Origin of the sequence: Vibrio sp. OPT46, assembly GCF_015163535.1 — a bacterium.
In the GTDB taxonomy this organism is placed as follows: domain Bacteria; phylum Pseudomonadota; class Gammaproteobacteria; order Enterobacterales; family Vibrionaceae; genus Vibrio; species Vibrio alginolyticus.
Genome location: NZ_JADDYG010000397.1, coordinates 21425 through 47756 on the forward strand (window position 1 = coordinate 21425; position 26332 = coordinate 47756).

The window sequence follows — 26332 nt, forward strand, 5'->3', positions numbered from 1 at the left end:
TTCAACAGTTGATATAGGTAATCGGATTGAAAGGATTGGTCCTATTTCCCATATCAATTCAACAACATTGGGAGTTAACAAGTGAAAAAGTGGCTTGTTGCATTCGCTTCTCTATTGATTTTGGCTGGCTGTGAGCAGCCAGCAGATCAAATTCATTTAAGTGGCCCTACCATGGGGACTTCTTACAACATCAAGTATATCGAGCAAGATGGTATTCCAACGCCAAAAGCGATGCAGACAGAAATTGATCGCTTATTGGAAGAGGTTAATGACCAAATGTCGACCTATCGTGACGACTCAGAGTTAAGTCGTTTTAACCAGCATCAAACGAGCGAGCCATTTACAGTTTCGACACAAACAGCAACGGTAGTGAAAGAAGCAATTCGTCTTAACGGTCTTACTTTAGGCGCGTTGGATGTGACGGTCGGCCCTCTAGTTAATCTGTGGGGGTTTGGTCCAGAAGCTCGTCCAGATGTAGTTCCAACCGATGAAGAACTCGCTGCTCGCAAAGCAAATACCGGTATTCACCACCTATCTGTTGATGGTAATAAACTGTCCAAAGATCTTCCTAACTTGTACGTCGACCTATCGACGATTGCGAAAGGTTGGGGGGTTGACGTGGTTGCTGACTACCTTCAATCTGAAGGGGTACAGAACTTTATGGTCGAAGTTGGCGGTGAAATGCGTCTCAAAGGTGTCAATCGTGAAGGTGTGCCTTGGCGTATCGCAATTGAAAAACCGACCGTTGATGAACGTTCAATTCAAGAAATTATTGAACCAGGCGACATGGCAATTGCAACAAGTGGTGACTATCGTAATTACTTTGAGAGTAATGGTGTGAGATACTCTCATATTATTAATCCACGAACAGGCAAACCAATTCATCATAAAGTGGTGTCTGTAACGGTATTAGATAAATCGTCGATGACTGCTGATGGTCTTGCAACTGGTCTTATGGTGCTAGGTGAAGACAAAGGCATGGCAATTGCGAACGAAAATAATATTCCTGTTTTCATGATTGTGAAAACGGAAGATGGTTTTAAAGAGTTGGCTTCGGAAGCATACAAGCCATTCATGAAGAAATAACAACAGAAGTGAGCATGTTTTTATGAATACATTTCTAATTACCTTTGCTGTGTTTGTCGCGGTAATCACTGCAATGGCTGTCGGATACATTTTCCAAAAGAAAGTCGTGAAAGGTAGCTGTGGTGGCTTAGGGGCAGTTGGCATCGAAAAAGTGTGTAATTGTCCAGAACCCTGCGATGCGCGTAAAAGACGTGAAGCGCGCGAGGCTGCGCGTGCTGAGAAATTGGCGGCGTGGGAAAAAGATAGAATTGCTTAGTATTGGTTAATCGTACTAAGAAAGTGATAAAGCTCAGCGATCTGCTGAGCTTTATTTTTAGGCGGCTAGCCAAAACTCAAATGTCCGAGAAAGAGCCCAATACCGTGTTTTGTTGTTTCTTTCTCTCATGTTACAGAGCAAGACCACACCGATAGTCATTAGGACGAAGAAATGATTTGGTTACGTCCGTTCTCTTTGGCCATGTAAAGTCGCTCATCCGCCACTTTTATTTGTTGTTCCAGCTCCCCCTCGATGTTGCTTACACCAATACTCGCGGTCACAAGAATGTTTTTGTCCAAATAAGTTATTGGCGTTTTTTCTATGCGCTGTCGCATTTGCTCTAAGCGTGTTAGAAAGCTGTCATAGTCGCCACTGGCTTGAATACAAAACTCCTCGCCACCCAGCCTAGCGACAATATCATTTGGAAAATAGATTTTTAGAATATTCGCTATCATGACTAACACAGCATCGCCACCCTCATGTCCGTGTGTATCATTTACTTGCTTAAAGAAATCGATATCAAGCATCGCGATGTTTCTTTGAGCGTTTTCTACATGGGGTTGCTCAAACAGAAAGCGGCGGTTCCATAAGCCCGTTAGCGCATCTTGATTGGCCATTTTAAACAGTTCAGATGTTGCGTCTTTGATATCTAACAGTTGGTGAATACGGCAAAAAAATTCTTCTTGATTAAATGGCTTGTATAAAAAGTCATTGGCCCCTGCTTTTAGAAACCTAGCCGTCATTGTCTTAGAGTTACTACCCGACAAGCCGAGAATGGCTAATTGATTTTTATCCCACTTCCGACGTAATTCACGCACCATCGTAATGCCATCTTTAACGGGCATGTCATGGTCGGTTAAAATGAGAGTGATATCTGGATTTTGCTCGACAAGCTCTAGGGCTTTTTGCCCATTGTCAGCTTCCAACGTTTGAATATATTGATGCTCCAAAAGTTGGGCAATGTGTCTTCTTACGGTGTGTGAATCATCAACGACTAAACATTTGTGTTGTTGATTGTTGGTTAGTCGCTTGAGGAGTGGTAATAGATAGGAAACGGACGCCATGCTGTCTTTCAAAATATAGTCGAGGACACCTTTTGCGAGCATCTTTTCGCGAGTGTCTTCTTGAAATCGAGCCGTTAAAACAATGACACGATGACCATGTTCCAAAACGAGGTCAATAATCTCGCCATCTTGAGCATCCGGTAAACAATAGTCTAAAACCGCACAGAAGAGGTCCTGTGCTGAAGATAACAAGTTCTTTGCCTCCGCGTAGCTTTCTGCTGCGATGACCTCATAACCAGCTTGGCTTATTGTTTGGCAAAGAAAGTTTTTAAACGCACGACTATCTTCAACAACCAGAATCTTATTACTCAAGCGCAGTCCCCAAAATTAATTGTTTAAAATCAATGATAACTAAAATTAAACTTATCGCCATCAAAAAACACATGTCAACCAAAAGTAGAACAACTACCCAAATGTTTGACACGCATCCGTTAACATCACATCATTATTCCTGTCTTAGTTATATAATTATGTTTAGCTAACGTAGGGAGAAAGTAGTATGGAAATGCATCAACATGGTATGGCTGAGCTATTTCAACAACTGGGCCTCGGTAGCTCTCCTCAAGAAATGAAAGATTTTATTAATCAACATCGACACAAAAGAGATTCTGCGCCTTTACATGAAGCTAGCTTTTGGACGATGTCACAGGCGAACTTTCTAAAACAAGCCATCGAAGAAGATGCAGATTGGGCCGAATTGGTCGATCAATTGGACGTAATGCTTCGAGATTGACGTTCGCTTAAACACGCCCATTTCTCTTCAGGTAGATTTGATTTATACTGTTTTTTTGAACAGTGCTTTGATGGCTATGTCAGATCGAATTAGAAAAATTATTCATGTCGATATGGATTGTTTTTATGCTGCCGTAGAGATGAGAGATAACCCCAGTTACCGTGGCATTGCACTCGCTGTTGGCGGACATGAAAAGCAGCGTGGAGTGATTAGCACCTGTAATTATGATGCGCGTAAATATGGTGTTCGCAGTGCAATGTCAACGGCGCGCGCGCTGCAACTCTGTCCTCATTTGTTGGTTGTGCCCGGTAGAATGCATGTATATAAGCAAGTCTCTCAGCAGATTCGTGCTATTTTTGAGCGTTATACGCCTATCATTGAACCTCTCTCATTGGATGAAGCATACCTCGATGTCACGGACTCGACAGCTTGCCGTGGCTCCGCAACGTTGATCGCAGAGTCAATTCGCCGTGATATCTGGAGTGAACTTGGGTTGACGGCATCGGCGGGCATTGCTCCGATTAAGTTTCTTGCCAAGGTCGCGTCAGACATGAACAAGCCCAACGGTCAGTTTGTGATTCCGCCAGAGAAAGTCCAAGAGGTTATCGATAGTCTTCCGTTAGAGAATATTCCTGGCGTGGGGAAGGTGAGTCTTGAGAAGCTCCACCAGGCCGGTTTTTATCGATGTGAGGACATTAAAAACAGTGACTATCGAGAGTTGTTGAGGCAGTTTGGTCGTCAGGGTGCCTCCTTATGGCAGCGAAGCCATGGAATTGATAATCGAGAAGTCGTTGTTGAGCGCGAGAGAAAGTCCGTCGGTGTGGAAAGGACCTTCAGCCAGAACATCGCAACCTATGGTGAATGTTGGCAAGTGATTGAGGAGAAACTTTATCCTGAACTCGAGAAACGTTTAGAGCGTGCAAGCCCAGATAAGTCGATTATTAAACAAGGTATTAAAGTCAAATTTGCCGATTTTCAACTGACAACAATTGAGCACATCCATCCGCAATTAGAGCTTGAGGACTTCAAGATCTTGCTAAGAGATATTCTTAAACGCCAAAATGGACGGGAAATTCGCCTTTTAGGCTTAAACGTGATGCTCAAGCCCGAAGACCAAGCGCGTCAATTGAGCTTTTTTTAGGCCCTTACCGTTTCTACCTGCGTTAATACCTGCTCAAAACTTACGTTTGCCATTGCACCATAACCTGCTAGCTTTGAGGCTTTTAGCTGGCTAATCAAAGGAGTGCTGATTCCGCACAAGAAGCGAGCAACGGCATCATTACTGATGGCCGATGGGGAAAGCTGAATAAACTCCTGCGCCCATATCGATACTTGAGATTGTTCAATATCTTCAGGTTCTGGTGCTGTGAATGTGGCGACGTGACCACGACACACGGAGCAGTGACCACATTGCTTTGGTGCATCGTGATCCGCAAAGTAGTTCGCCAATTGTGAGCTCAAACAGTGCTCGGACTGGAACAAGTGCAGCATGGTGTGGATTCTTTCGATATCTTTGCTTTCTTTGGATTGGAACAGTTCATACAGTTGTTGGATTAAAACATCCGAGCTCTGTTTGGTTGGCATAACTGAGTACACGTCCGTCAGTTGTTTGCTCTCTAGTTCTATCCAGCCGTTCTGGTGAAAATAGTCGAGCGCTGCGACAACTCGGCTGCGTTCCGATTGATAGTTCAGCCATAGCGCTTCTAGATCAACTTGGCACCACACTTTGGCTTTTTGTGAGCAGGAAAAAATGGCCTCCACAAATTGACGTCGCTCGCCTTGAAATTGATTCACAATAAATTGCTGATCGTGCAAAAACTTAAACCGATATTCCGCAAAGTAACTGTACTTTGCTTCAATGACGTTATGTAGCTCCAAATAAACCAACAAGGTTTTGAGTGGCAATTGGCGGATATTACTTTCACGCGACAAACGCAGTGGCACTACCTCCCATTGTGGAGCATGTTCTTTCGCTTGCTCGACTACATAGTTAATTGACGTAAATTCTGGTGTGTCACCATAGACAAAGTTCTCCAACACCGTTAAGCCGGACGTATTGCCTAGCAGAATGCACTCCGAGCGTTGCCCGTCCCTGCCTGCACGTCCAATCTCTTGTGCGTAGTTCTCGATTGATTTGGGTAAGTCGAAGTGAATGACGCGGCGAATATCAGATTTATCGACCCCCATACCAAATGCAATCGTTGCAACAATACAGTCAATTTGGCCATCCATGAACTGCTGTTGGATTCGTTCACGAACGTCGCTTTTCATGCCAGCGTGGTATGCGTGAGCGTTAATGCCAATATGGATTAATGACTTTGCTACTCGTTCTGCTGTTTGCTGCTGCGTCACGTATACGATGGTCGGAAGCTTAGGTGAAGAGGCGATGATCTCACTGAGCTGTTCTTGTTTCTTTGTTTCCTCACACGGGATCACCGATATATCCAGATTGGGGCGGTAGAAGCCTGTAACGGTAATATGTTCACTGGCAATATCGAACTTTTTTTGCATGTCTTCAATAACTGCAGGCGTTGCCGTTGCGGTGAGAAGTAAAGACTGTGGGATGTTCAGTTCACGTTGATATTGCGGTAGTTTGAGATAATCTGGACGAAAGTTATGCCCCCATTCGGAAATACAGTGCGCTTCATCAATGACCATCAAAGAAATCGGTACTTGGCGAATGAATTCACGAAAACGCTCGTTTTTTAGCCGCTCAACAGAAATCATCAAGATTTTGATTTGTCCATTCTTCACGCCAGCCATGACCTTTTGTGCTTCTTCTCTACTTTGACTGCTATCGATAGAAGCGGCAGCGATTCCTTTACTTTGTAAAAAGCTCAGTTGATCCTTCATTAACGCCAACAACGGAGAGATCACCAACGTAAGGTTGGGTAATATGGTTGCAGGTAGTTGATAACAGAGTGACTTCCCCGAGCCTGTAGGAAAGATTGCCGCAGCAGAGTAACCATTCATAACGGCTTCAATAACGGGTTGCTGACCTTGGCGTAATGAGTCAAAACCAAATACAGATTGAAGTGTTTGATGCAGCGAGTCACTTTGCATAATAGGGAAACCTTTCTTTGATGGTAAACTTGGCTACATTAACACACCACGAATACTAAACGCGCGTCCTAAAAGTATGAACAAAGCTGACTTAGTCCAAATTATCATCCAACATCTGGAAGAAAAACTTCAAGTTGCCCATGCATCGGCTCAGCGAGCTATCGATGCCGCGACAGATGAAGAAACTGTTCCCGAGCATAAGTACGATACATTGGCACTTGAAGCCGCGTATCTTGCTCATGGACAAGCCATGCGGATCCAAGATAGTGAAGAGGAATTGCGTCAATATCGTTCTTTAGTGACTCGTGACTTTAAGAATGCGCCTGTTGGTGTTGGTGCTTACGTTGTTCTCGCAGATGAGAATTTGATCGAAAAGCACTTCTTTGTAGGCCCTTGCTCTGGTGGTTTGACTGTTCAATATCAGGCTCAGGAAGTCTTTGTCTTAACAGCAAAATCTCCTCTTGGTCGAGCGTTGTTCGGAAAAGAAGAAGGTGATGAGGTTGACGTAAAAATAGGAGATAAAACAAATTGTTACGAAGTCGTGACGATTTGCTGACATCTCATGTATCACTCAGTGTTATGTTTAACACGAGTAATGTTAAATAAAAGAGAATGACATGAAAAAGCTTTTTACACTCTCATTGCTGATGGTCAGTGCTACTGGTTATGCAGCGCAGTGTCGTGTGGACATCAATAATGAAGTCCGTATGGATGGGCAAAGCTTGGAAATTCGCCAAACGACAGGTGATAAAGCTGTCGTGGATGAGGATAACAACCTCTTCATCAAAGGTGAGCTAATTGAACTCAATGCCGACCAAAAAGCGGCAATTGAAGACTATCGCGAAAAAATGAACGCGTATATTCCACAAGCAAAGCAATTGGCGAGTGATGGTTTAGCGCTTGCGAATGATATTATTGATGATGTTGCGGAAAGCCTCGATGCACCTGGTGCGTTTGATAATGTAAAAGTCGCAGTAAAGGACTTTTTCGCTGATGTTGAATCACGTTACTACAAAGATGGTGATTTCATCCTGCCTGCGGAGAGTTTTGAGTCTATGACACAAGGGTGGACTGAAGACTTTGCAAAAGCACAAGAGATCTTCAATAAAGAGTTTTTAGCCAGTTCGTTGGATGCTTTATCGAAAAAAATGAAGGAAGAGGGAGGGATAAACCTCACTGCATTATCAGAGAGTATGGCTGAACTCAGCGCGAAAGTAGAAGAGCGTTTAGCCGAGCATTCGAAAGAGGTAGAACAACAAGCAGAAGACTTGTGCGATTCGCTGGATGACATGGCAGGGCAAGAAAACGATCTGTTGAAGAAAATCCCTGAGCTAAAAGATTACCGAGTATTTACGATTTAATTACTCATTAAAAAGCAAAAACTCGATGAGATAAAGAAAGAGAGCACTATTGTGCTCTCTTTGCGTTTTACTCGCTTATTCTTTGATAGCTTATTGCGCATTCATCTCGGTGAGTTTATCGCCGACAGGTTTTGAGAAGTTAAAGCCATCATGCTGATCCCAGTTGATAGACCATGTCATTACTCCTGCATAATTCGGGTAATGGTACGCTGGTTTAACGGTGCCACATGAAGTGCCTTTGGTTAAACAATCTAGTGCGTTGATAATATTCTGTGTTGGAGCCTGCCCTGAATTTGCCGAGCTAGGACCTGAAGGTAAACCGATTGCGACTTGATCATCGCGCAATGGTGCAAATTGAGTGCCGTCGGCCAACTCAAAACCTTCGATAAGCATTTTAGATTGCGCTACCATCATATCCACAGAGCCTTCTGGTGCACTGCCTGGCAGGTATGGGTTTGGCAAACCGCCGTTGTTATATAACTGGACGTGAAGCAAGTCGAGCGTGCTGCGTGTCTCGTTTATCACAGGAATGTAAGCTCCCCAAATACCGCTGTAAGCCACATAGCCGCCTTGAACATAAGGGTGCTCAGGCGCCATGGTTAGGTACATATCTCCACCCATGTTTTGCTCTATTTGAAGCAAAGCACGACCAAGGCGAGCTTGAATTTGCGAGCCATGAACTAAGTTAGAACCACTCTCTAAATCCACATCTAGACCATCAAAGCCCCACTCAGCGATAAGACCTGTTAGGCTAGAGACAAAGTTGGCTTCATCTTGGTCGGTATTCAGCGTAATCGTGCCTTCTGCGCCGCCAAGAGAGAGAACAAACTTCTTACCTTTAGCTTGAAGCGCTGCCATGTCCTGCTTGAATTGTGTTGGATCGAGTGCTGGACAATCGCTGTAAATATCGCCTGAATATAGATTAAAGTGCACAGTGCCATCACTGTTGCGATCATTTTCAGCAAAGGCAATATCAATCACATCCCAAGCATCTGCCATATCTGCTAGACGAATTGGACAGCCCGCACCATTTACAAAATTGTGCCAGTAACCGATGAGTTTATGGCGTTTCTCTACTTGCTCAACCACCGTTATTGCTGCGGCGTCAGACAGTGCATTGCTTCCTGACAAATCCACAGCTTGGGCGCTAACTGTAAAGTTACCAAGTGCAGTTGGTGTCCAGTTGGCTGTGTAAGGTGCTGTGGTATCGGTTGCAACAATAGAGCCGTTGATCATGAAATCAACGTGTTTAATGCCTGAAGTTAAAGACGTTGCATCGGCGCTTAATGCGAGACTTTTGCCTAATCCGACGGTTTGACCGCTGCTTGGTGAAGTCAGAGAGACGACCAAATCTTTATCGCTGACTTCCACACCAACCAGGGACTCTGACGTGTTGTTATCATTATCGGTTGCGACGGCTTTAAGCTGGTTAGCGCCAATAAGTGTGGCGTTCCAAGTAACGGAATATGGCGCTTGAGTGGTGACCCCTAAGCTGGTGTTGTTCGCAAAAAACTCAACTTGCGTGACTGTGCCATCAGCATCGCTTGCGTTTGCCGTGATTTCGTTATTGCTGCCAGCGAGCACGACTTGTCCATCCGTTGGTGCCGTAATGGTAACTTGCGGTGGTGTCGAACAAGCACCTAGGCCACTCCAAGCATCTTGCCAGTATAGCCCTTCACCAGGCTCGTAAGCCCATGTCGCATCCGAGGAGCACCAACCAGCAACATCACAACGATATTTTTGGTTGAAGTGAGAAATCAGGTCGCCAGCTTGATAACTTGTGCCTGCCACATAAGGTACTGCATCTGCACATCCGCCCGTTCCGGTTTCTGAATTACTAATAACCAGCGCTACTTCTTGGCTCATCGTTGCGAGGTTTGTATCATCAGTCGCTTGTGCTTTGAACGAGTATGTACCTGGACTAGCGGTCCATTGATATTCGTAAGGTGCGCTAGTATCAATGGCGACAGATTGATTGTTTACGAAGAACTCAACTTGTGTGACCACACCATCAATATCGTCAGCTTGAGCGGCTACGGTTAGGTTATCGCCTACATTAAGCACTTCTGTGCCTACTGGGCTTGTCAATGAAATGCTTGGTGGCGGTAATTCGACTTGTGGTTGAACTTGGATAGAAATCGTCGTGGTGCTAACAGCTCCCTCATTATCTGTCGCAATTGCGGTCAATTGCGAGATCCCTTCAATAGCTGTCCAAGAAGCTTCGAATGGTGCTTGAGTTACCACAGCAACGGTTTGGTTGCCTGCAACAAACTCAATTTGTGTGATTTGGCCATCTTCGTCAGTTGCGTTGGCTAACAAAGTGATCGCACTGCCTTCGGGAATTTGTGCGTTGTTTATTGGAGAGGAGAACGACACCGTTGGTGATAAATTGTTGCTTCCACCATCACATTGCCCTAACGCTTTCCATGCTTCCCAAGATCCTGAGTTGGTCACGGGATCATTGCCTTGCGTCCAATATGCAGCCTCATAAGCGGCTCCTTGCGTTTTTACTAAAGCGCCCGATGTATAAGTCGCAGTGCTGTCCCAGTCGGGTAAACTTTGACAGTTATAGGCTTGAGCTTGGTAGCTGGCGCTGAGTGCTACAACCATCGCTCCGTGAAGTAGGGTGACCTTCATTTTCCTCTCCTTGAATCATGGGTATAAATGAGAACAGAGTAATAACTAGCTGATAAATAGACATTAGGGGGAAAAAGCGAAGCACAATATTCTGCTTTTCGACACAGTATCACGAGGAACAGTTCGTCCCTTACACCAGAGCTCATTATTTTTCGGCTCACTTCACGGCAGAAGGATTGGTAAAATTCAGCCACGTAAAACGAACAACAGTCGCGAGGCTTTTGAGCGATGAATATGAGATGTACGTTAAAATTTACAAGCTGAATGACTACAAATTGTTTCAACTGTCGAGGATTTAACCGAGGTGCTCTTGTTGAATAGTGAATATTGCTATAGTGTACTAGTTAGCTAGTTCAATGATATTTTTGTGTGAGTAGTATGACACAGCAAACCTCTTCTCAGCCTCGCGAGCATTTTGGCTCTCGTCTCGGGTTCATCTTAGCTGCCGCAGGTGCCGCAGTTGGCCTTGGCAATATTTGGGGCTTCCCAACTCAAGCAGCCAGTAATGGTGGCGGTGCTTTCCTGTTAGTTTATTTGGTGATGATTCTTATCGTCGCATTTCCGATGCTGGTGGTTGAAATGGCGATTGGTCGCCATGGTCAAGCCAACCCTGTAGACAGTATGCGTGCAATCACAGATAACCCTGCCGGTAAAAAGCTCGGCGGCATTGTGGGTTGGATTGGTTTAAGCGTACCAAGCGCTGTCTTAGCGTTTTATTCAATTGTTGGTGGTTGGTTGATCTGCTTTTTACTGGGTGCAATCACAGATCTAATGGGGTTAGAAGCTGCAACTCAATGGCTAAAGGGCTTTAGTGTTGAACGTAACTTGTTCGGAACCATTACTTTTTATGTACTGACGATTCTCATCGTACAAGGTGGCGTAAAACAAGGTATTGAGAAGTGGTCCACACGTTTGATGCCAGCATTGTTTGTTTTGTTTGCTCTGCTATTTGCTTACATCATGACGCAAAACGGTGCGATGGAAGGTCTGAAACATTACCTAGTGCCGGATTTTGAAAAGGTATGGGACCGCAAGTTGATTCTTGCTGCAATGGGGCAGGGCTTCTTCTCGCTTACGATCGGTGGCTGTTCAATGCTGATTTATGGCTCTTACTTGAGTAAGAAAGAGAACCTACCAAAGATGGCGATGAACGTGACCATGGTAGATACTGCCGTTGCTTTCATTGCAGGATTGGTGGTGATGCCAGCGATGTTTGTGGCAATGCAAAAAGGCGTTCAGATCTATGCAGAAGATGGCTCTCTATTAAGCTCTGATACGTTGGTATTTACCGTATTGCCATTGATGTTTGATAGCTTAGGTTTGCTTGGTCAATTGTTCTCTATTGTGTTCTTCTTATTGCTGACGATTGCGGCGCTAACGTCCTCCATTTCAATGTTAGAGTGTCCAGTGGCTTTAGTGAGTGAGCGCTTCAATACTAAGCGCAGCGCAACGAGCTGGGTTTTAGGTGGTCTCATTGCCTTGTTCAGTGTGGTGATTGTTTATAACTTTGGCGCTCTGTTTGGTATGGTCGCGACGGTTGCTACTCAGTATCTACAACCAACCGCTGCGCTCTTATTCTGCTTATTTGGTGGTTGGGTATGGAATCGCAACTCAAAAATCAAAGAGCTTGAGCAAGGTTGCCCGGAGTTTACGCAAGGTTGGTTTGGTAAGTTATGGCCTGCGTATGTGAAGTTTGTATGTCCAATTCTTGTGGCGACAGTCATCTGGGCTTCATTTGGCTAACCGAGACGCCTATCGAATAAAAGAAAAGGGCTTGATGGTAACTCATCAAGCCCTTTTTCATATTGGTTATTCTCGTTTCGGTTATCCGCCAAGCATGGTGTGGATTAACGGAATTGTCCTGCTTCTGGAAGAAAGTCAAAACCAGCAGAAGCCAGTTTTGTCTCCAGTGCTGTGCGTTCGATATCGAAGAAAGCCACCAGTTTATCTAAGTCACCACCGAAGTCGTCGCGTAGCTTCATATTCACAATGCTCATCAGCATGACAGGATCCATGGATTCAAAGTTCGCTAGATTCATTACTTATCCTCAAAATCTGAAATCAGTAGGTTTGCCGCAGCAAATGCCGCTTTTTCACGCACTTCTTTAGGCAGGGACTCATCCGCTGCAACATCGTTCAGTGCTTTAACTGCACATGAAATTGCTTGGGGAATATAAGCTTGATCGCCACTACCAATCTGAGCATAAAGCTCACGAACCAGTTCACAACAGCCGTATACTTGCATGTTTTCTTTCCACTAAATGATAACTTATCTCAATATACACACAGCGGATTTGAAACTCAAAGTACAGAGTTGTTTTGGCTCAAGTTGAAGGTTTGCTTGAGCGAGATTTAATCACTGCATTTGTGCTTCTAACTGCTGGGTGACTTCTGGTGAAAGTTGAAGTTGTTTTGCTAGTTCTTGCAGATACGCTTTTTCCATAAAGTTTTGTTCATCAGCGACGATCAAAGACGCCAGGTAAATTTCTGACGCTTGTTGAGGAGAGGTCGCCTGATTAGCAATTTCAGCAGGATCAAGCGGTTTGTTTAACTCTTGCTGAACGAGGTGACGAACGTGCTCATCTGCGCCCATATCCGCGAGAGCTTGTTCAATGCGAGCCATTTCCTCTTCATCAACGTGACCATCAGCTTTTGCAGCTCCAATCATTGCTTTTAAAATTAAGACACTGTGTTTACTGTCATCGGGGTCAAAGGTTTCTTGAACACCTTGACCGGATTGCTTGGCTTGCCAGTCGTTATACACTTTGTAGGCCAAGGCTCCAAGCGCAGCTGCGCCACCGACTTTTAATGCGCTTGACCCTATTTTTTTAGTCATTTTTTTACTTTTCTTTGAGCCCATCAACATACCGATGAGGCCTCCGCCTACAGCACCTGCTCCTAGCGTTTTTAGGCTACTTGAATTTGATGAGGATTTGATGTTGTTGGTTTGTTTGCCCAATGCATCTGCACCTTGCTTAAGTAAATCTGATTTGAGTGCTTGGTTTAGAAGACTTTTTAAATCCATAACTGACCTCCTTTAGATGATGAAATCAGTTTAATAGCAAGAAGCTGAACCAAAGATTAACAAAGTGAATAGTTCGAAAAAGGTGGAGGGGGGCGTTGAGCTGTAATAAAAAGGGCTGACCGAAGCCAACCCTTTTTAACTATTTGAAACTACTTCAAGTGCGAACTCGTCTAGTGCTTACTTTAGTTGAGCTTTTACGTGCTCAACAATGTCAGTCATTGCGACTGCTGTTTTCTCACCAGTAGCACGGTTCTTGTATTCGAAGTTGCCTTCTTTCATTGAGCGGTCACCGATAATAATGGTATGCGGTACACCAATAAGCTCCATGTCAGAGAACATTACGCCTGGGCGTTCTTTACGGTCGTCAAATAGCACTTCGATGCCCATTGCTGTTAGCTCAGCGTACAATTTCTCAGCGGCTTCTTTCACTTCTTCTGACTTGTGCATGTTCATTGGAACGATCGCTACCTGGAATGGTGCGATTGCATCTGGCCAGATGATGCCGTATTTGTCGTGGTTTTGTTCAATAGCAGCCGCTACTACGCGAGTGATACCGATACCGTAACAACCCATTTCTAGGATGACGTTCTTACCATCAGGACCCAGTACACCACAGTTCATCGCTGCGGAGTAAGCGTTACCTAGTTGGAAGATATGGCCAACTTCGATACCACGCTTAAGCTGGATAATGCCCTTGCCACATGGGCTTGGGTCACCTTCCACAACGTTACGTAGGTCTTCAACTTGGCCAAGCTCTACATCACGACCCCAGTTAATACCGAAGTAGTGTTTGCCATCGATGTTCGCGCCCGCACCGAAGTCGCTCATTACCGCAACGCTGCGGTCAACAATGAACGGCAGTTTAAGGCCAACAGGGCCAAGTGAACCTGGGCCTGCACCGATAAGCGCACGAATTTCTTCTTCAGATGCCATTTCCAGTGGAGCTGCAACCTGAGGAAGGTTTTCTGCTTTCACTTCGTTCAGTTCATGATCACCACGAATAATAAGCGCGATGATTGGCGCATCAACTTCGTCAGATGCTTTCACAAACAGTGTTTTCACTGTTTTTTCAATTGGTAGTTCGAACTGCTCAACCAATTCAGCGATTGTTTTCGCGTTTGGCGTATCAACCAACGTCATTTCTTGTGTTGGTGCCGCAGCCTCAGAGGCTGGAGCTAGTGCTTCTGCTTTTTCAATGTTTGCCGCGTAATCTGACTCGCTAGAAAATGCGATGATATCCTCGCCGCTTTCAGCCAGTACGTGGAACTCTTGAGAGCCGCTACCACCGATAGCACCGCTATCTGCAAGTACAGGACGGTAATCCAGACCCATGCGATCGAATGCTTTACAGTAAGCATCGTGCATTGCGTCGTATGACTTTTGTAGGCCGTCTTTATCAATGTCAAAGCTGTACGCATCCATCATTGAGAATTCACGTGAACGCATTACACCGAAGCGTGGACGACGTTCGTCACGGAATTTGGTTTGGATTTGGTACAGGTTTAGCGGAAGCTGTTTGTAAGAGCTCACTTCATTGCGAACAAGGCTAGTGATCACTTCTTCAGCGGTTGGGCTAAGTACAAACGGACGAACATGACGGTCAGTAAAGCGAAGTAGCTCAGGACCCATCTTTTCGCTGCGGCCTGTCTCTTCCCATAGTTCAAACGGCTGAACAACGGGCATCAAAGTTTCGACTGCGCCTGCATTGTCGATTTCTTGACGAACGATGTTTTCGACTTTACGCAGTACACGTAGACCAGTAGGTAGCCAGGTGTATAAACCTGAAGCCAGCTTACGGATCATACCTGCACGTAGCATGAGCTGGTGGCTCACTACTTCTGCGTCGTTTGGAGTCTCCTTCAGAGTAGAAAGAAGATAATTACTGGTACGCATTAAATTTATCCGTTTATTTAAGTTAGATACTCAAGCTTGAATAAGCAGGAGTATGGGAGTTCCCTAAAGGGAAATTTGTTAGCCGTCTATAATATCAGCCAATTGCGTTTGTCAAAAGCTTTCAATAGCGGTAACCGTTATTAAGTTGCTTGTTGCTGTGAACTTTACGTTCAAGTCGAACAAATTTACCGCATATTCTTTGTCGTCCGGCTTGTTTTTCTTATATGCAGGGCGAGGATCTTGTGCCAGAACTTGTTCAATGACTGATCTTACATAGTCAGTATCGGGTCGATTTTCTATCGTTGCTAATGCTTGAGCAGAAAAGGTGACTTGTGACTTTTCTGGTTCTTGGTCTGCGTATCCGCCTTGTGCTTCCGAAATAGAATCCGAATAGGGAATATAAGGCTTAATATCCACAATCGGTGTCCCATCCACGAGATCTACACTGCCTAAATCAAGATAGATTTGATCGCCTTGCTTAGTGACTCCTTTCACTTCAACGGCTGACATTCCGATTCCGTTTGGACGGAAAGTCGAGCGCGAGGCAAAGACACCAATTCGTTCATTGCCGCCTAATCGTGGCGGACGTACAGTTGGTTTCCAACCAGCTTCCAGATTCTGATCAAATAGAAACAACAACCAAACGTGAGAGAACTGTTCTAGCCCACGCACTGCTTCAGGGCTATTTGCTGCACCTAACAGTTTTACGCGTGCTTTAGCCTCTGGTACTAAGCGTGGTTGGCGCGGAACTGCAAACTTTTCTTTGTACGGTGTCTCAATGACGCCGATGGGTTCGATGGAATACATGGTGGACATCTCTAAGAATTCATTGAGATGAAAAGTATCACAAATTTCTCTTGCTTTTCTTTTTGATAATGATTATTAATTAAAATGTTATAACATAACAATTTAATTGAAAGGAAAAGTATTATGAAACCAGGAATCCACCCTGAATATCGTCCTGTGGTGTTCCACGACACCAGTGTAGATAAGTACTTTGTCGTTGGTTCTACGTTGAAAACGGAGAGAACCATAGAATGGAAAGATGGCAAAACTTACCCTTACTTTACGTTAGATGTGTCGTCAGCTTCTCACCCGTACTACACCGGTAAACAGCGCGTTGTACAAACCGAAGGTCGCATTGCGAACTTCAACCGTCGTTTTGGTCAATTTAAGAGCGAAAAGGAATAAATCATGAAGGTAGTAAAATCATTAAAAAGTGCAAAAAGTCGTCATCCGGATTGCCAGATTGTAAAACGGAGAGGGCGTCTTTATGTCATTTGTAAAACGAACCCGAGATTCAAAGCTGTGCAAAAGTAATCAACCTGCATATATCTAACTTATGGTTTTGTTTAATTGATAATGTTGAGTTAATTATCTTACATGGATGAAATATCTACATTTTTATTCAATGTTGGTTATAAATGCCTCTGTTTGTCACAGTTTGTAACATTTAGGGCTTTTATTTGACCTTCTACTCAAGTACCCTTCGCACGCTTTTTGACATTTTTGTCACATTTGCATAGGAATAAAAACAAGGAGGGAACAGATGAGTTCATCTGATTCAATTAAACAAAACTCGCCTAAGAAGCCGCTGTTTACGCGCTTTTTGGATACTGTCGAATATTTGGGGAACTTATTACCCCACCCGATCACACTATTTGCCATTTTCTGTTTAGCCATTCTGGTGATGTCGGGTATTGCAGGATACTTCGAAGTTTCCGTAGTTGATCCTCGTCCTGAGGGTGCAAAAGGTCGTGCCGCGGATGGCATGATTCATGTCGTTAGCTTGCTTAACGCTGATGGCCTTGAACTAATCGTTACCAATCTAGTGAAAAACTTTGTCGGCTTTGCACCTTTGGGTACGGTATTGGTTGCGATGTTGGGTGTTGCTATTGCTGAATACTCAGGCTTGCTATCTGCAGCAATGCGTGGCTTAGTCATGGGTGCATCACAACGCATGGTAACAGTGACGGTCGTTTTCGCGGGTATCATTTCAAATACGGCATCAGAGCTTGGCTATGTGGTACTTATTCCACTGGCTGCAATGCTGTTCCATTCTTTAGGTCGTCATCCACTTGCCGGTCTTGCTGCGGCGTTCGCTGGTGTATCTGGTGGTTACTCAGCAAACCTACTTATTGGTACGGTTGACCCGCTGTTGTCAGGCATTACTGAAACGGCGGCGCAAATGATTGACCCAACTTACACTGTTGGTCCAGAAGTTAACTGGTACTTCATGTTTGTGTCGACATTCTTCATTGCAATCACAGGTGCGTTTGTTACTGAAAAAATTGTTGAGCCAAAGCTTGGCAAATACAGTGAAGAAGAAGCCTCAGAAGATTTGTCGAACGACAAAATGGGTGGCTTAACAGACATTGAGAAGAAAGGCCTAAAACTAGCAGGTGTTGCTGTACTGGTTGTTTCAGCGCTGCTTGCTTGGACGGTTGTTCCAGAAGACGGCATTCTACGTTCTGATGCAGGTACAATTGCAGGTTCACCATTCCTGAAAAGTATCGTGGCATTCATCTTTGTGTTCTTTGCTATTCCAGGCTTTGTGTTTGGTAAAGTTGTTGGCACGATGAAGACGGATCGCGATGTAATTGATGCAATGGCGAAATCTATGTCTTCTATGGGCATGTACATTGTATTAGTTTTCTTTGCGGCTCAGTTCGTTGCTTTCTTTAAATGGACTAACTTCGGTCAGGTATTCGCGGTTGCTGGCGCTAGCTTCCTGCAAGAAATTGGCTTAACTGGCCCAATGTTGTTCTTTGCCTTCATCCTGATGTGTGGATTTATCAACCTAATGATTGGTTCGGCATCGGCACAGTGGGCAGTAACGGCTCCGATTTTTGTTCCTATGTTGATGCTTGTTGGTTATGCACCGGAAACGATTCAGGCTGCTTACCGAATTGGTGACTCGACGACAAACATCATTACTCCAATGATGAGCTACTTTGGTTTGATTCTTGCCGTAGCGACTCGTTACATGAAGAACTTAGGTATCGGTACGCTGATCGCGACCATGCTACCTTACTCAATCTGCTTCATTGTAGGTTGGAGTGTGCTGTTCTACCTATGGGTATTCGTATTTGGTTTACCAGTAGGCCCTGGCGCAGCAACATACTACACACCGTAGAAAACGGTTACCTCACACAGCTCCATTATAAAAAGCCTGCGAACGTCGCAGGCTTTTTTATCGATTGAGACTGTGTACGCAGGCTTACCTGATTATAGATGTCGGTTTATAGCTGAAAACGCATCAACAAAGGGCGATAAAAGTGCTGAGTGAGCCAGCATAAGCTTTTCCAAATTATGCGTTTGTACCAAGGTAAGTGCGCAATATAAACATAGCTAAATTCAATTTCTGGCCGGGCTTTTCTGTTGCGTTTAAAAGCCGGAGCACCTGAGCTCATATTAAAGCGACGCTGGAATATCATTGCGTGGCGGATGGTATAGGCCGATATTCGACGATACAATGCGAGGCGTTGTGGCTTATTGGTATCGTAGCCAAAAATTGGGCAAGTCATATCATTATCAATTTCTACAATGCCTAACGTAGCCAGCATCTCTTCTTGATAAAACAGTCCCACTAACTGTACTAATTTGTTCTGGCTCGCCTGTTTTAAATATTGGGTTGAAAACTGTATGTTATTGAGGCTGTATTTATCAAGGTAAAGCATGTCATATAACTCTTTGGCACGCTGAAACTCTTCATCAGTGGTCAGTGGCCTAAACTGCCAATCTTTATCATTAAGCAGTTTGAAGTCTTTCGTTAAATCTCGGTTGAAGCTGAACGCTTGCCAATCATCAAGTAAATACACTTGTCGTGTTACCAAGCTTTGCCATTTTGGCTGCTTCAATCGCTGAATTAAGTGTAAATGCTGACGCTGGTTGAGGGAGCGAAGCACCAAGGGAAAGGTGGGGTATTGATCGAGTGCGACGCGACGCAGTTCATCGAGATTTAAGGCTGCCCATTGTTCGCTATACATATTGGTGGACAAGCACTGATTGTTGAGCGTTTGGACTTGATCCAATCCAGCCAGTGATAAGATTGGTTTAGTCATATTAATAAGTAACTTACATACCCATCGAACAGCCACATTTTTGACTTTGTGAAGCTCTTCTTCGGCGTAGCCACTAAGCAGTGTCATAGGGGACACGGCATAACAGTTGTTTGGTATTTTTGGTGTTACGGAGTAGGGAATGGCAACATCATCGATATAGTAGCAACCAAAGCTTGCTGTGCATTCATCAATGGGATTCGACTGCATAAGAGTGAAAAAAGTTTTATGCCATTCTTGAGAGGAAAGTGTCATGAGTTCAATGCCTCTCCATTCCACTCAATATCAACGGTAGAAGCGTCGCTCCACTTCGTCTTGTTCTGCCTAGCTAACCGGAGTAATTCAAACATACTCCGGATTTGGCTCCCGGCCGGTAAGTTATGCTGTTGCATCACATTCACTCCAGACCACCAATCTTGCCAAGTTCGAGCCTTGAACAGGGATAATCCACCTTCCGCGATGAGTGTTATTGGACCTAAATGATGCAATCGCTGCTTGGAAGGACTGGTAAACTCCATATTAGGAAGCAGTTGGTTGCATCGAGACGAGAGTAGGTGCAAACCACTGGTGGCTCTTGGGTTACATTCAATCACGTAGAGTTCATCTTGTGATTTGATGAAGTCAAACGACACTTGCCCATGATAAGTATGACGTTTACCAAAAGCTGCGATAAATGTATCTAGTCGTTCGCACGAGATCGGCTGAAAAGCACTGGCGGCCGAGCCGTTTACACAGTATTTCGGCACATAAGCTTGGTGTGCTTTAAGGTCACCATGTTCAAAAATGGCATAGTTACACACCGGAGTCCCATGGATTTTTTGTTGCTGAACCCAAGGGTAAAGGGGCGATATCGTGGCGGCAGAAATAGACTGAGTTGTCACATCTCTTATGACTTGCCCGCCAAACCGAGAGTAAACGGGCTTTAGAACGGTTCTCTTATTAATTTCAATCTCACTTTTATCAGCGACCAAACGAGTTTTTGGAAGTGTGATTTCTGGCAAACTTTGAAGCTGTTCAAAGACGGTCAACTTGTTGTGCAGGGCATTGAGTAGTCCCACATTGGGCAGAAAAAAATCTACTTCTGGGCATTGTTTGGCAACATGAGCCAAGTAATACACTTCTTCACAAGTGGGTATCACCATATCAATACGCATCTGAGTAATGATTTTTAGGATCTGCTGTTGATAGGTGGGAAACGCAAATCGAGGCGAAGCGGTGGGGATATAAGACTCGATGCCTCGCAAAAACGATCCTAGAGGTTTTTTTAGCGAATCGGTGAGAGTTACGTCATGTCCATGATGCATACACATGGTTGCCCACTCTAGTGCAACTGGTGATCGGGCTCCGGTGATTAAGACCCGCATATGTTCACCACACGTCGTTGTTTATTCATTGGCGTCCAAATAGGCGCAGGGCGGTAACTAAATCTGACAGGATCAAGCCGCAATTGCTCAAACAACTTTATCAAGGCTTGATGTATAACCCGATGGTGGTGAACATCCGCTTCAATTTGAATGGCTTGTGACCCTGTTTGGGTGATTCGGTAATCCACGCGACTTTGGGCGGATAGTGTTATAGCGCGGTAGATGAGATCTGGTAACACCGTCACTGGGACGTGGTTTGCGTTTAGCGTGAGGCGATCACCACATCGTCCGGCAATTGCGCCAAGAGGTTCAAATACGCCATTATCCTGTTTATTCTCAATAATATCGTCGAGCTGATAACGAATAATTGGCTGAGTTTTACGACGAAAATCGGTAATGATTGGGCTGTAATGAGTACGTTCGGTATTCAGCCAATGTTTTTCGATGTAAACAACATCTTGATTCCAGCGCATTTGTCCATGCTGATCCGTACATGCAAGAAAACCTTCAGTACATTGATAGACTTCATGGAGTTCGCTGTCGAACCGTTGAGAAATAAAGTGACGGTCACTCTCGGTTAGGACTTCTGCACCAGAAATGATCCGCTGTGGTTGAATTGCGGGTTGACCAAATTGACCGCTGAACTGGGCGCAGAGCTGAAGAGCTTGCGCACTACCAACCAAAAGCGTGGGTTGGAACTCATCCAGCTCTTTTATCCATTCTTGGTAAGGTTTGGTTAAATCGGCATAAAAAAATGTTACAGGCCCTTTCGCGACGGATTTATACAGTGGGCTGTTGGCGCGCAAGGCTAGAGCAATTCGGTGTTTTTGCCATAGGTTGGGCAACAGGCGAGCCAATATATTGCCAGCCCATAGTTGTGTTTCCTGTTTGTCAGCAAGAAACAACCCGCGCATGCCTGATGTGCCCGAAGAAAGCCCAACAGTAACATCGCCAACTTTCGAAGCGGCGAAGTTGCGTGACTGTTCTGCGTCGAGTGCTTGTTGCATTAGCTGTTCAGCATCTAAGCCTTTCGTATTCAACTCCGAGAGGTTCTCCATCATGGTTTGCTTATTCATGATAGGGAAATCACTGAGTGGTGCACCTTGAAGTGAGCGGTAATACGGTGAATGACGGCATACCCAATCCAAGTGTTGCGTTAAGTGTTGTTGCTGCCATGTTTCGACTTGTTCCCTTGAGCCGAAGGGGCGGTAGCGGGTTCGCCAGAATTCTGAGATAAGCGTTCTCACTTCATCCATCCTTCTTTGATTAGCTGCTGGATAGTTTCCTGACAATGTGAAGGCACGAAGCGAACAAAGTGGTGGGTTTGTTGGTAGCAACTTCTCAACTCGGAGAGGGTGTTTTTATAGGCTTTTGTATCATCGCAAAGCATGTTCGCCAGCCAATGTTGATCGATATTTTCACTCAAGCTCTCGATTAACCAGCATGCATCGGCGAGTAAGAACAGCCAACTTTGGTCTCTTTTAACTAGCAAGCCCACTTGACCCGCAGCATGGCCTGGCAAGCTAACCATATAAATGAATCCGTCGTCGAACATGTCTTTACAGAGCAAATTAACACCTTGGCACTGAGGAATAATTTGGCTGATTGGTACGGAAAAGTCACTATGAATGAATAAGTTAGATTCAAGTTGTGGAGGAAGTAGAGCTTTTAGGTATCCTTTTCTTACGCCTCCAATTCGACCACTCTTAGTAATTGCATCCACCCCTTTTTGTTGGCAATGCAATTGAGAGTGGGAAAACTCAGACACGGCAGCAATGTGATCAGCATGGAAGTGGGAGAGTACTAAGTGTTCAATATCATGAGGTTTGAGACTTTCTTTTGCTAACTGCGCAACAATTCCGTGTTCTTTGTTATAGCGACAAGGTGTTGTCCAAGCATAAAAACGTTCAGGGAAGGGACGAGTCGCGCTAAAAAAATGCTCGTGATATCCCGTGTCAAACAGGATGTTGCCTTGTGTTGGGTGCTGAATTAACGCAACGGCTGCCGGAAATGCTCTAGGCTTGATACCAGAACCTGGTTTGACAACAAAGCCTGGGTGTACGCAGTGTCCAACCTCAAAGATTTTTATTTTTAGACCAGTTTGCATACTGCTGTATTCCTTCTTGAATTGAAAAAAGCGGTTGGTAATTCAGTGTTTGTTTCGCCTTGCTGATATCCAGAGTTTGATGATAGTTAAACAATCCTGCGCTGTATGAGGTGAGCCTTGGTTCTGGCTGATGTGGTAAGTGCCTTCGTATTTGCTCACTGAGCTTTAATAATGGTGATACAACGCCATATGGTAATGATTGTAACGTTACTTTTAGGTTTAACCCCTCACATAAAGCTTGCAGAACAGTCTCAATTGGCATTGGTTCGTTGTTGGAAATGTTGAACACATCACCATGCTGAAGTCGGTCTGCCTGAGTGCAAGCGAGCATCGCTGCATGGGCAACGTTATCGACATAAGTCAGATCAACCACAGGATTTCTACCCGATGGCAGAAGCAGAGTGTTGTTTTTTATCGCCTTAAGCACTCTTGGGATAATAGCGCGATCATTGGGTCCAAAAATGCCACGCGGTCTTAAAATGATCGCTTTGCTTTGGCCTTTTACGGCTTCAATTTCCGATAGGTATTTTGTGTGTGCGTAATCATTACACCAGTATGAAGCTATGGCGTCGGTTTCTCGAATATTCCAACGGTCTTGATGGTCAAAGTAGACGCTGGTGGAGGAAATATGGATAAAACGCGAGATTTGATAGGTATTAGCCGCATTGACGAGGTTTTTGGTGGCATCTACATTGGCTTGATAAAACGCCTGCCACTTTCCCCATGGGCTTGAGAGAGCGGCACAATGGATGATTGCATCCATACCTTGGCATACCGCATGAACTGCTGAGTGGTCTCTTAAATCGACTATATGTGGGATAACATCGAATTGCTCGGCGAGTTGTTTAGCGATGACTGTATTTCGTGCTATAAAATGCAGTTCATGCTGCTGGTGAAACATTCTCAGAATTGCGCTACCCAACATCCCGCTGCCACCAGTGACCAATATCTTCATAGTTTTAGCACTCCCATCCCTAGCGACAACCCTGCGGCGGTGCCAGCTAATAACACATGTTTTCCTGCGGTTTCTGGCTGATTACGCAGCCAGTGTAAGTTAATTGGGAGTGAGGCGGCGACTTGGTTTCCCAAAGTCGAAAAGTGATTAACGGTTTTCTCTGTTGGTAGCCCGGTGAGTGAAGGCAGTTTTTTTAATCCATGCGCGCTGGCTTGATGAGGAAGAAAATAATCAATATCGCCGAGTGTTACCGGAGAGGCGTCAAACCCTTTTTTTAGAAACGCTGGTAAGGCTTTACGCACATGTTTAAAGAGTGCTTTGCCCTCCATCTCAAACTGGCAACTTTTTAAATAGGCTTGATGCTCGGAGGTATGCGGATTGATATGACTACCTCCGCCCTTAATTTGACAAAATGAATACCCGGTATGATGCGTTTCAAAGTGACTGGTGAGCAATCCATCATCGTTGTGTTCTTCGAGCAAAAATGCGGCGGCACCGTCCGCGAATAAGGTTGCAACTTCTGGTTTGAGCGTAAAATTTCGATTCAGTGTGATGCCAGTGGCGAGTTCGCTGGTGACAATAAGAATCCGACGGTACCGTTTTGCTAAGAATAGACTCTGAGCAAGATCAAGCGCAGAGAGAAAGGATAAACAGGTGCTGTTCAAATCAAAGCTTTCTAGCCATGTTGGAGCGTCTAACGCGGCGAGAACCGCTGAGGCGTCGTAGGGTAGAGACTGGTGGTGTGTGCCGCTAGCGTAGATAAGAAGATCAACGGAGCTTAAGGTATGTGTGTTTCCTAAACACTGCTCTATTGCCTGCATTGCCATGTAAATAGCGGTCTCTTTTGTATTGGCTACATGACGATATTCAACGTCGAATTTATTTCGGCAGGTCCCTGGCGCTAATTTTAGGAAGCGATCCATCTCTCGATCAGACCATTGATTCGTTGGCAGGTAGCTTCCACTGGAAACGATGTTAAAGCCCATTATTCTCTATACACTTATTAAAAACGTCGTTCAAAATAAACCACGTTGCATATTGAAGCTATGGCGAGCAAGATGAAAAATAAACAGAACAAAACAAATGGGAGTAAGAGCACGCTTTGGGTGCAATGCTGAGAATGAATTTTCAGGAATGAGCCTGGCTTTTATTTGCTGGCTCAATTTGAATAGAGTGAGGGTTACTTCTTAAATTTCGCCAAAATACGATCCAAATGGTTTGCAAATTCGCGTCGATCGGTTTGAGAAAGCGCGGCGGGTCCACCTGTCTGAATTCCGCTTGAACGCATGGTTTCCATAAAGTCGCGGATATTTAGGCGAGCTTTGATGGTGTCTTTTGTATAGAGCTCGCCACGAGAACTGAGGGCTTGAGCGCCTTTAGAGATAACCTCATCTGCAAGCGGAATATCTGACGTGATCACCAAATCGTTGGCTTCTACACGCTTGACGATTTCGTTGTCTGCGATGTCAAATCCCGCAGGGACTTGTAGCGAATGGATGTTGTCTCTTTTCGGCACAGGGACAACGTGGTTAGCGACAAACGTACATTCAATCCCCGTACGCTCGGCGGCACGCACAATGGTTTCGCGAATAACTTTTGGACACGCGTCTGCATCTACCCATAACTTCATGATGATTTCTCACTTAGCTTGGCTTCTAGCTCTTCAATACGAGCCACTAATTTTTTCACCGTGCTTTCTAGCGCTGCAAGACGATCATTATCGGTGTGCGCTTGTGCTGCGACTTCAACCTTGGGAACACGCTGAGCACTTTTCCAACTTTTTATTGCGGTGATTAATGCAGGCATTGGGACGGGCGTTTTCAAGCGTGCTTTCACTAACGCTACGGTTGGTTCTTTTCCTTGTTGTTGCAGTTGTTCCATTACCGCTTCTAATTCTTTAGTAACGTCTTGAGTTAACATTTTTAATCCTTAACAACGATATATCTATCATCATACGTTGAGTGCGCTAATTTGGCGAATGGCATTTTGGAGAGTGTAGTGTGAGAGATCTCTTACATAGGTTGTGAGAGAAAACGATTTCGTAAGCGGGAAAAGAGAAGATAAAGAGCTTAAGTTTATGATAAATAATGATTTAACAACTTGTTAACCAATGTGAGAGCCAAATATTTATCTTGGATAGATTGTCTATTTTTGGAAAAGGCGTAAATTGAGAGTTGTCAGCAGGAAGCAGACATGGAACAGGAAAGCACCAAGGATTTGGTTATCGTCAGGAAGACGATTTGGTTGGTCAGGATGATTAATCAAGCATGGAGCGTAGGACATTGTAAGGATACGATCATCAATAGGATGTTGATGACTAAGGATAGACAATGGACCCTCTAGGATTGAGGTTATGGACAGCATCAGGAAGATGCAAGGGACACCGCTCAAGGAACAAGTGACGTGTGCTAACGAGGAATGTTAGCAGTCAGGATGATAAGGACACCGCTAGGACGGCGACGTAAGGAATAAGCTGACGGAATCAGCCACTATTATGGATGATGCATGGAGCACTTTTAGTAGCCGGACTGCTGCGAGTAAGACCATGACCCCGATACTTATGTGTCGGGGTCTTTCTTATATAAAAACGATATCCAGTGTTCTCATTGAATTAAGCATCTCGATGTTACTTGGGGATATCAATATCACAAAATATATAAATTCCTAATAACACTTAATAAAAAACAACTCAGATCAATATCCTTTCCAACCAGTTGGTTTAACTTT

At 44.6% G+C, this 26332-nt stretch carries 26 protein-coding genes; 10 read left to right on the top strand and 16 right to left on the bottom strand.

The window, feature by feature from the left end; genetic code table 11:
• Nucleotides 1–81 precede the first annotated feature (81 nt).
• Both IQR33_RS18205 and nqrM read left to right on the top strand, forming a co-directional pair.
• Nucleotides 82–1086 carry an FAD:protein FMN transferase gene (locus IQR33_RS18205; protein ID WP_193838108.1) on the top strand — a complete coding sequence of 335 codons (1005 nt, stop codon included), beginning with the start codon at nt 82–84 and terminating at the stop codon, nt 1084–1086.
• Between the two features lie 22 nt (nt 1087–1108).
• Nucleotides 1109–1342: a (Na+)-NQR maturation NqrM gene (nqrM, locus tag IQR33_RS18210; protein WP_193838107.1), complete on the top strand. Its 234-nt coding sequence runs from the start codon at nt 1109–1111 to the stop codon at nt 1340–1342.
• Nucleotides 1343–1500: 158 nt separating this feature from the next.
• Here the strand turns inward: nqrM and IQR33_RS18215 are convergent, their stop codons facing one another.
• Nucleotides 1501–2718, bottom strand: a complete 1218-nt coding sequence (locus tag IQR33_RS18215; RefSeq protein ID WP_193838106.1) for a response regulator — start codon at nt 2716–2718, stop codon at nt 1501–1503.
• A gap of 187 nt (nt 2719–2905) precedes the next feature.
• On the opposite strand from IQR33_RS18215, the gene IQR33_RS18220 reads away from it, so the two are divergent.
• Complete coding sequence (locus tag IQR33_RS18220) at nt 2906–3139, top strand: DUF2789 domain-containing protein (RefSeq protein ID WP_005380277.1); 234 nt, start codon at nt 2906–2908, stop codon at nt 3137–3139.
• 76 nt (nt 3140–3215) lie between these two features.
• Nucleotides 3216–4280, top strand: coding sequence for a DNA polymerase IV (dinB, locus tag IQR33_RS18225; RefSeq protein ID WP_025998728.1), 1065 nt, complete (start codon nt 3216–3218; stop codon nt 4278–4280).
• Here the strand turns inward: dinB and IQR33_RS18230 are convergent.
• Complete coding sequence (locus IQR33_RS18230; protein ID WP_193838105.1) at nt 4277–6202, bottom strand: RecQ family ATP-dependent DNA helicase; 1926 nt, start codon at nt 6200–6202, stop codon at nt 4277–4279. The genes dinB and IQR33_RS18230 overlap by 4 nt on opposite strands.
• 76 nt (nt 6203–6278) lie before the next feature.
• Between IQR33_RS18230 and IQR33_RS18235 the strand changes: the two genes are divergently transcribed.
• Together IQR33_RS18235 and IQR33_RS18240 are read left to right on the top strand one after the other, a co-directional pair.
• Nucleotides 6279–6758: a GreA/GreB family elongation factor gene (locus IQR33_RS18235; RefSeq protein WP_167415397.1), complete on the top strand. Its 480-nt coding sequence runs from the start codon at nt 6279–6281 to the stop codon at nt 6756–6758.
• Between the two features lie 61 nt (nt 6759–6819).
• Nucleotides 6820–7563 carry a YggN family protein gene (locus IQR33_RS18240; protein ID WP_005380283.1) on the top strand — a complete coding sequence of 248 codons (744 nt, stop codon included), beginning with the start codon at nt 6820–6822 and terminating at the stop codon, nt 7561–7563.
• A 90-nt stretch (nt 7564–7653) separates the two neighbouring features.
• On the opposite strand, the gene IQR33_RS18245 is transcribed toward IQR33_RS18240, so the two are convergent.
• Nucleotides 7654–10200 carry an Ig-like domain-containing protein gene (locus IQR33_RS18245; protein WP_053304077.1) on the bottom strand — a complete coding sequence of 849 codons (2547 nt, stop codon included), beginning with the start codon at nt 10198–10200 and terminating at the stop codon, nt 7654–7656.
• A gap of 378 nt (nt 10201–10578) precedes the next feature.
• On the opposite strand from IQR33_RS18245, the gene IQR33_RS18250 reads away from it, so the two are divergent.
• Complete coding sequence (locus tag IQR33_RS18250; RefSeq protein WP_005391763.1) at nt 10579–11943, top strand: sodium-dependent transporter; 1365 nt, start codon at nt 10579–10581, stop codon at nt 11941–11943.
• 104 nt (nt 11944–12047) lie between these two features.
• On the opposite strand, the gene IQR33_RS18255 is transcribed toward IQR33_RS18250, so the two are convergent.
• From IQR33_RS18255 to tsaA, 5 genes are all read right to left on the bottom strand, one after another.
• On the bottom strand, nt 12048–12239 hold the full coding sequence (locus IQR33_RS18255; protein ID WP_005380289.1) for a DUF4250 domain-containing protein: 192 nt from the start codon (nt 12237–12239) through the stop codon (nt 12048–12050).
• Nucleotides 12239–12445, bottom strand: coding sequence for a YaeP family protein (locus IQR33_RS18260; RefSeq protein ID WP_005391765.1), 207 nt, complete (start codon nt 12443–12445; stop codon nt 12239–12241). Before IQR33_RS18260 ends, IQR33_RS18255 begins: the two co-directional genes overlap by 1 nt.
• Nucleotides 12446–12556: 111 nt before the next feature.
• Nucleotides 12557–13225, bottom strand: a complete 669-nt coding sequence (locus tag IQR33_RS18265) for a tellurite resistance TerB family protein (RefSeq protein WP_005380291.1) — start codon at nt 13223–13225, stop codon at nt 12557–12559.
• A 177-nt stretch (nt 13226–13402) separates the two neighbouring features.
• Nucleotides 13403–15118: a proline--tRNA ligase gene (locus tag IQR33_RS18270; RefSeq protein ID WP_005380292.1), complete on the bottom strand. Its 1716-nt coding sequence runs from the start codon at nt 15116–15118 to the stop codon at nt 13403–13405.
• 111 nt (nt 15119–15229) lie between these two features.
• Nucleotides 15230–15925: a tRNA (N6-threonylcarbamoyladenosine(37)-N6)-methyltransferase TrmO gene (gene tsaA, locus IQR33_RS18275; RefSeq protein WP_025768239.1), complete on the bottom strand. Its 696-nt coding sequence runs from the start codon at nt 15923–15925 to the stop codon at nt 15230–15232.
• A gap of 123 nt (nt 15926–16048) precedes the next feature.
• On the opposite strand from tsaA, the gene IQR33_RS18280 reads away from it, so the two are divergent.
• From IQR33_RS18280 to IQR33_RS18290, 3 genes are all read left to right on the top strand, one after another.
• Complete coding sequence (locus tag IQR33_RS18280) at nt 16049–16309, top strand: type B 50S ribosomal protein L31 (protein ID WP_005380295.1); 261 nt, start codon at nt 16049–16051, stop codon at nt 16307–16309.
• A 3-nt stretch (nt 16310–16312) separates the two neighbouring features.
• Nucleotides 16313–16438, top strand: coding sequence for a type B 50S ribosomal protein L36 (gene ykgO / locus IQR33_RS18285; RefSeq protein WP_005380299.1), 126 nt, complete (start codon nt 16313–16315; stop codon nt 16436–16438).
• A 229-nt stretch (nt 16439–16667) separates the two neighbouring features.
• Nucleotides 16668–18254, top strand: a complete 1587-nt coding sequence (locus tag IQR33_RS18290) for an AbgT family transporter (protein ID WP_005380301.1) — start codon at nt 16668–16670, stop codon at nt 18252–18254.
• A gap of 106 nt (nt 18255–18360) precedes the next feature.
• Here the strand turns inward: IQR33_RS18290 and IQR33_RS18295 are convergent, their stop codons facing one another.
• The 8 genes from IQR33_RS18295 to IQR33_RS18330 all read right to left on the bottom strand — a co-directional run bounded on the left by IQR33_RS18295 (nt 18361) and on the right by IQR33_RS18330 (nt 25525).
• A complete protein-coding gene (locus tag IQR33_RS18295; RefSeq protein ID WP_053304076.1) occupies nt 18361–19434 on the bottom strand; it encodes a hypothetical protein in 1074 nt (357 codons plus the stop codon).
• Nucleotides 19431–20543, bottom strand: coding sequence for an ATP-grasp domain-containing protein (locus IQR33_RS18300; RefSeq protein WP_053304075.1), 1113 nt, complete (start codon nt 20541–20543; stop codon nt 19431–19433). Before IQR33_RS18300 ends, IQR33_RS18295 begins: the two co-directional genes overlap by 4 nt.
• Nucleotides 20531–21799: a F390 synthetase-related protein gene (locus IQR33_RS18305; protein WP_170897457.1), complete on the bottom strand. Its 1269-nt coding sequence runs from the start codon at nt 21797–21799 to the stop codon at nt 20531–20533. Before IQR33_RS18305 ends, IQR33_RS18300 begins: the two co-directional genes overlap by 13 nt.
• Nucleotides 21787–22650 carry an MBL fold metallo-hydrolase gene (locus tag IQR33_RS18310; protein ID WP_017636031.1) on the bottom strand — a complete coding sequence of 288 codons (864 nt, stop codon included), beginning with the start codon at nt 22648–22650 and terminating at the stop codon, nt 21787–21789. Before IQR33_RS18310 ends, IQR33_RS18305 begins: the two co-directional genes overlap by 13 nt.
• A complete protein-coding gene (locus tag IQR33_RS18315) occupies nt 22619–23605 on the bottom strand; it encodes an NAD-dependent epimerase/dehydratase family protein (RefSeq protein WP_017636032.1) in 987 nt (328 codons plus the stop codon). The genes IQR33_RS18310 and IQR33_RS18315 overlap by 32 nt, the downstream gene beginning before the upstream one ends.
• Entirely contained in the window at nt 23602–24591 is a 990-nt protein-coding gene (locus IQR33_RS18320) for a ketoacyl-ACP synthase III (protein WP_171346130.1), read from the bottom strand. Before IQR33_RS18320 ends, IQR33_RS18315 begins: the two co-directional genes overlap by 4 nt.
• Nucleotides 24592–24785: 194 nt before the next feature.
• Nucleotides 24786–25235, bottom strand: a complete 450-nt coding sequence (locus IQR33_RS18325; protein ID WP_005380310.1) for a YaiI/YqxD family protein — start codon at nt 25233–25235, stop codon at nt 24786–24788.
• A complete protein-coding gene (locus IQR33_RS18330) occupies nt 25232–25525 on the bottom strand; it encodes a hypothetical protein (protein ID WP_012841496.1) in 294 nt (97 codons plus the stop codon). The genes IQR33_RS18325 and IQR33_RS18330 overlap by 4 nt, the downstream gene beginning before the upstream one ends.
• Nucleotides 25526–26332 lie beyond the last annotated feature (807 nt).

Excerpts from the sequence above, each read along its gene's own strand:
- IQR33_RS18240 (WP_005380283.1), top strand. The coding sequence starts at position 6,820 with ATGAAAAAGCTTTTTACACTCTCATTGCTGATGGTCAGTGCTACTGGT.
- IQR33_RS18315 (WP_017636032.1), bottom strand. The coding sequence starts at position 23,605 with ATGAAGATATTGGTCACTGGTGGCAGCGGGATGTTGGGTAGCGCAATT.
- IQR33_RS18270 (WP_005380292.1), bottom strand. The coding sequence starts at position 15,118 with ATGCGTACCAGTAATTATCTTCTTTCTACTCTGAAGGAGACTCCAAAC.
- IQR33_RS18280 (WP_005380295.1), top strand. The coding sequence starts at position 16,049 with ATGAAACCAGGAATCCACCCTGAATATCGTCCTGTGGTGTTCCACGAC.
- IQR33_RS18255 (WP_005380289.1), bottom strand. The coding sequence starts at position 12,239 with ATGAATCTAGCGAACTTTGAATCCATGGATCCTGTCATGCTGATGAGC.
- IQR33_RS18305 (WP_170897457.1), bottom strand. The coding sequence starts at position 21,799 with ATGGATGAAGTGAGAACGCTTATCTCAGAATTCTGGCGAACCCGCTAC.
- ykgO (WP_005380299.1), top strand. The coding sequence starts at position 16,313 with ATGAAGGTAGTAAAATCATTAAAAAGTGCAAAAAGTCGTCATCCGGAT.
- IQR33_RS18295 (WP_053304076.1), bottom strand. The coding sequence starts at position 19,434 with ATGACACTTTCCTCTCAAGAATGGCATAAAACTTTTTTCACTCTTATG.
- IQR33_RS18235 (WP_167415397.1), top strand. The coding sequence starts at position 6,279 with ATGAACAAAGCTGACTTAGTCCAAATTATCATCCAACATCTGGAAGAA.
- nqrM (WP_193838107.1), top strand. The coding sequence starts at position 1,109 with ATGAATACATTTCTAATTACCTTTGCTGTGTTTGTCGCGGTAATCACT.
- IQR33_RS18245 (WP_053304077.1), bottom strand. The coding sequence starts at position 10,200 with ATGAAGGTCACCCTACTTCACGGAGCGATGGTTGTAGCACTCAGCGCC.
- IQR33_RS18300 (WP_053304075.1), bottom strand. The coding sequence starts at position 20,543 with ATGCGGGTCTTAATCACCGGAGCCCGATCACCAGTTGCACTAGAGTGG.
- IQR33_RS18260 (WP_005391765.1), bottom strand. The coding sequence starts at position 12,445 with ATGCAAGTATACGGCTGTTGTGAACTGGTTCGTGAGCTTTATGCTCAG.
- dinB (WP_025998728.1), top strand. The coding sequence starts at position 3,216 with ATGTCAGATCGAATTAGAAAAATTATTCATGTCGATATGGATTGTTTT.
- IQR33_RS18265 (WP_005380291.1), bottom strand. The coding sequence starts at position 13,225 with ATGGATTTAAAAAGTCTTCTAAACCAAGCACTCAAATCAGATTTACTT.
- IQR33_RS18330 (WP_012841496.1), bottom strand. The coding sequence starts at position 25,525 with ATGTTAACTCAAGACGTTACTAAAGAATTAGAAGCGGTAATGGAACAA.
- IQR33_RS18310 (WP_017636031.1), bottom strand. The coding sequence starts at position 22,650 with ATGCAAACTGGTCTAAAAATAAAAATCTTTGAGGTTGGACACTGCGTA.
- IQR33_RS18320 (WP_171346130.1), bottom strand. The coding sequence starts at position 24,591 with ATGGGCTTTAACATCGTTTCCAGTGGAAGCTACCTGCCAACGAATCAA.
- IQR33_RS18325 (WP_005380310.1), bottom strand. The coding sequence starts at position 25,235 with ATGAAGTTATGGGTAGATGCAGACGCGTGTCCAAAAGTTATTCGCGAA.
- IQR33_RS18250 (WP_005391763.1), top strand. The coding sequence starts at position 10,579 with ATGACACAGCAAACCTCTTCTCAGCCTCGCGAGCATTTTGGCTCTCGT.
- IQR33_RS18220 (WP_005380277.1), top strand. The coding sequence starts at position 2,906 with ATGGAAATGCATCAACATGGTATGGCTGAGCTATTTCAACAACTGGGC.
- tsaA (WP_025768239.1), bottom strand. The coding sequence starts at position 15,925 with ATGTATTCCATCGAACCCATCGGCGTCATTGAGACACCGTACAAAGAA.
- IQR33_RS18290 (WP_005380301.1), top strand. The coding sequence starts at position 16,668 with ATGAGTTCATCTGATTCAATTAAACAAAACTCGCCTAAGAAGCCGCTG.
- IQR33_RS18230 (WP_193838105.1), bottom strand. The coding sequence starts at position 6,202 with ATGCAAAGTGACTCGCTGCATCAAACACTTCAATCTGTATTTGGTTTT.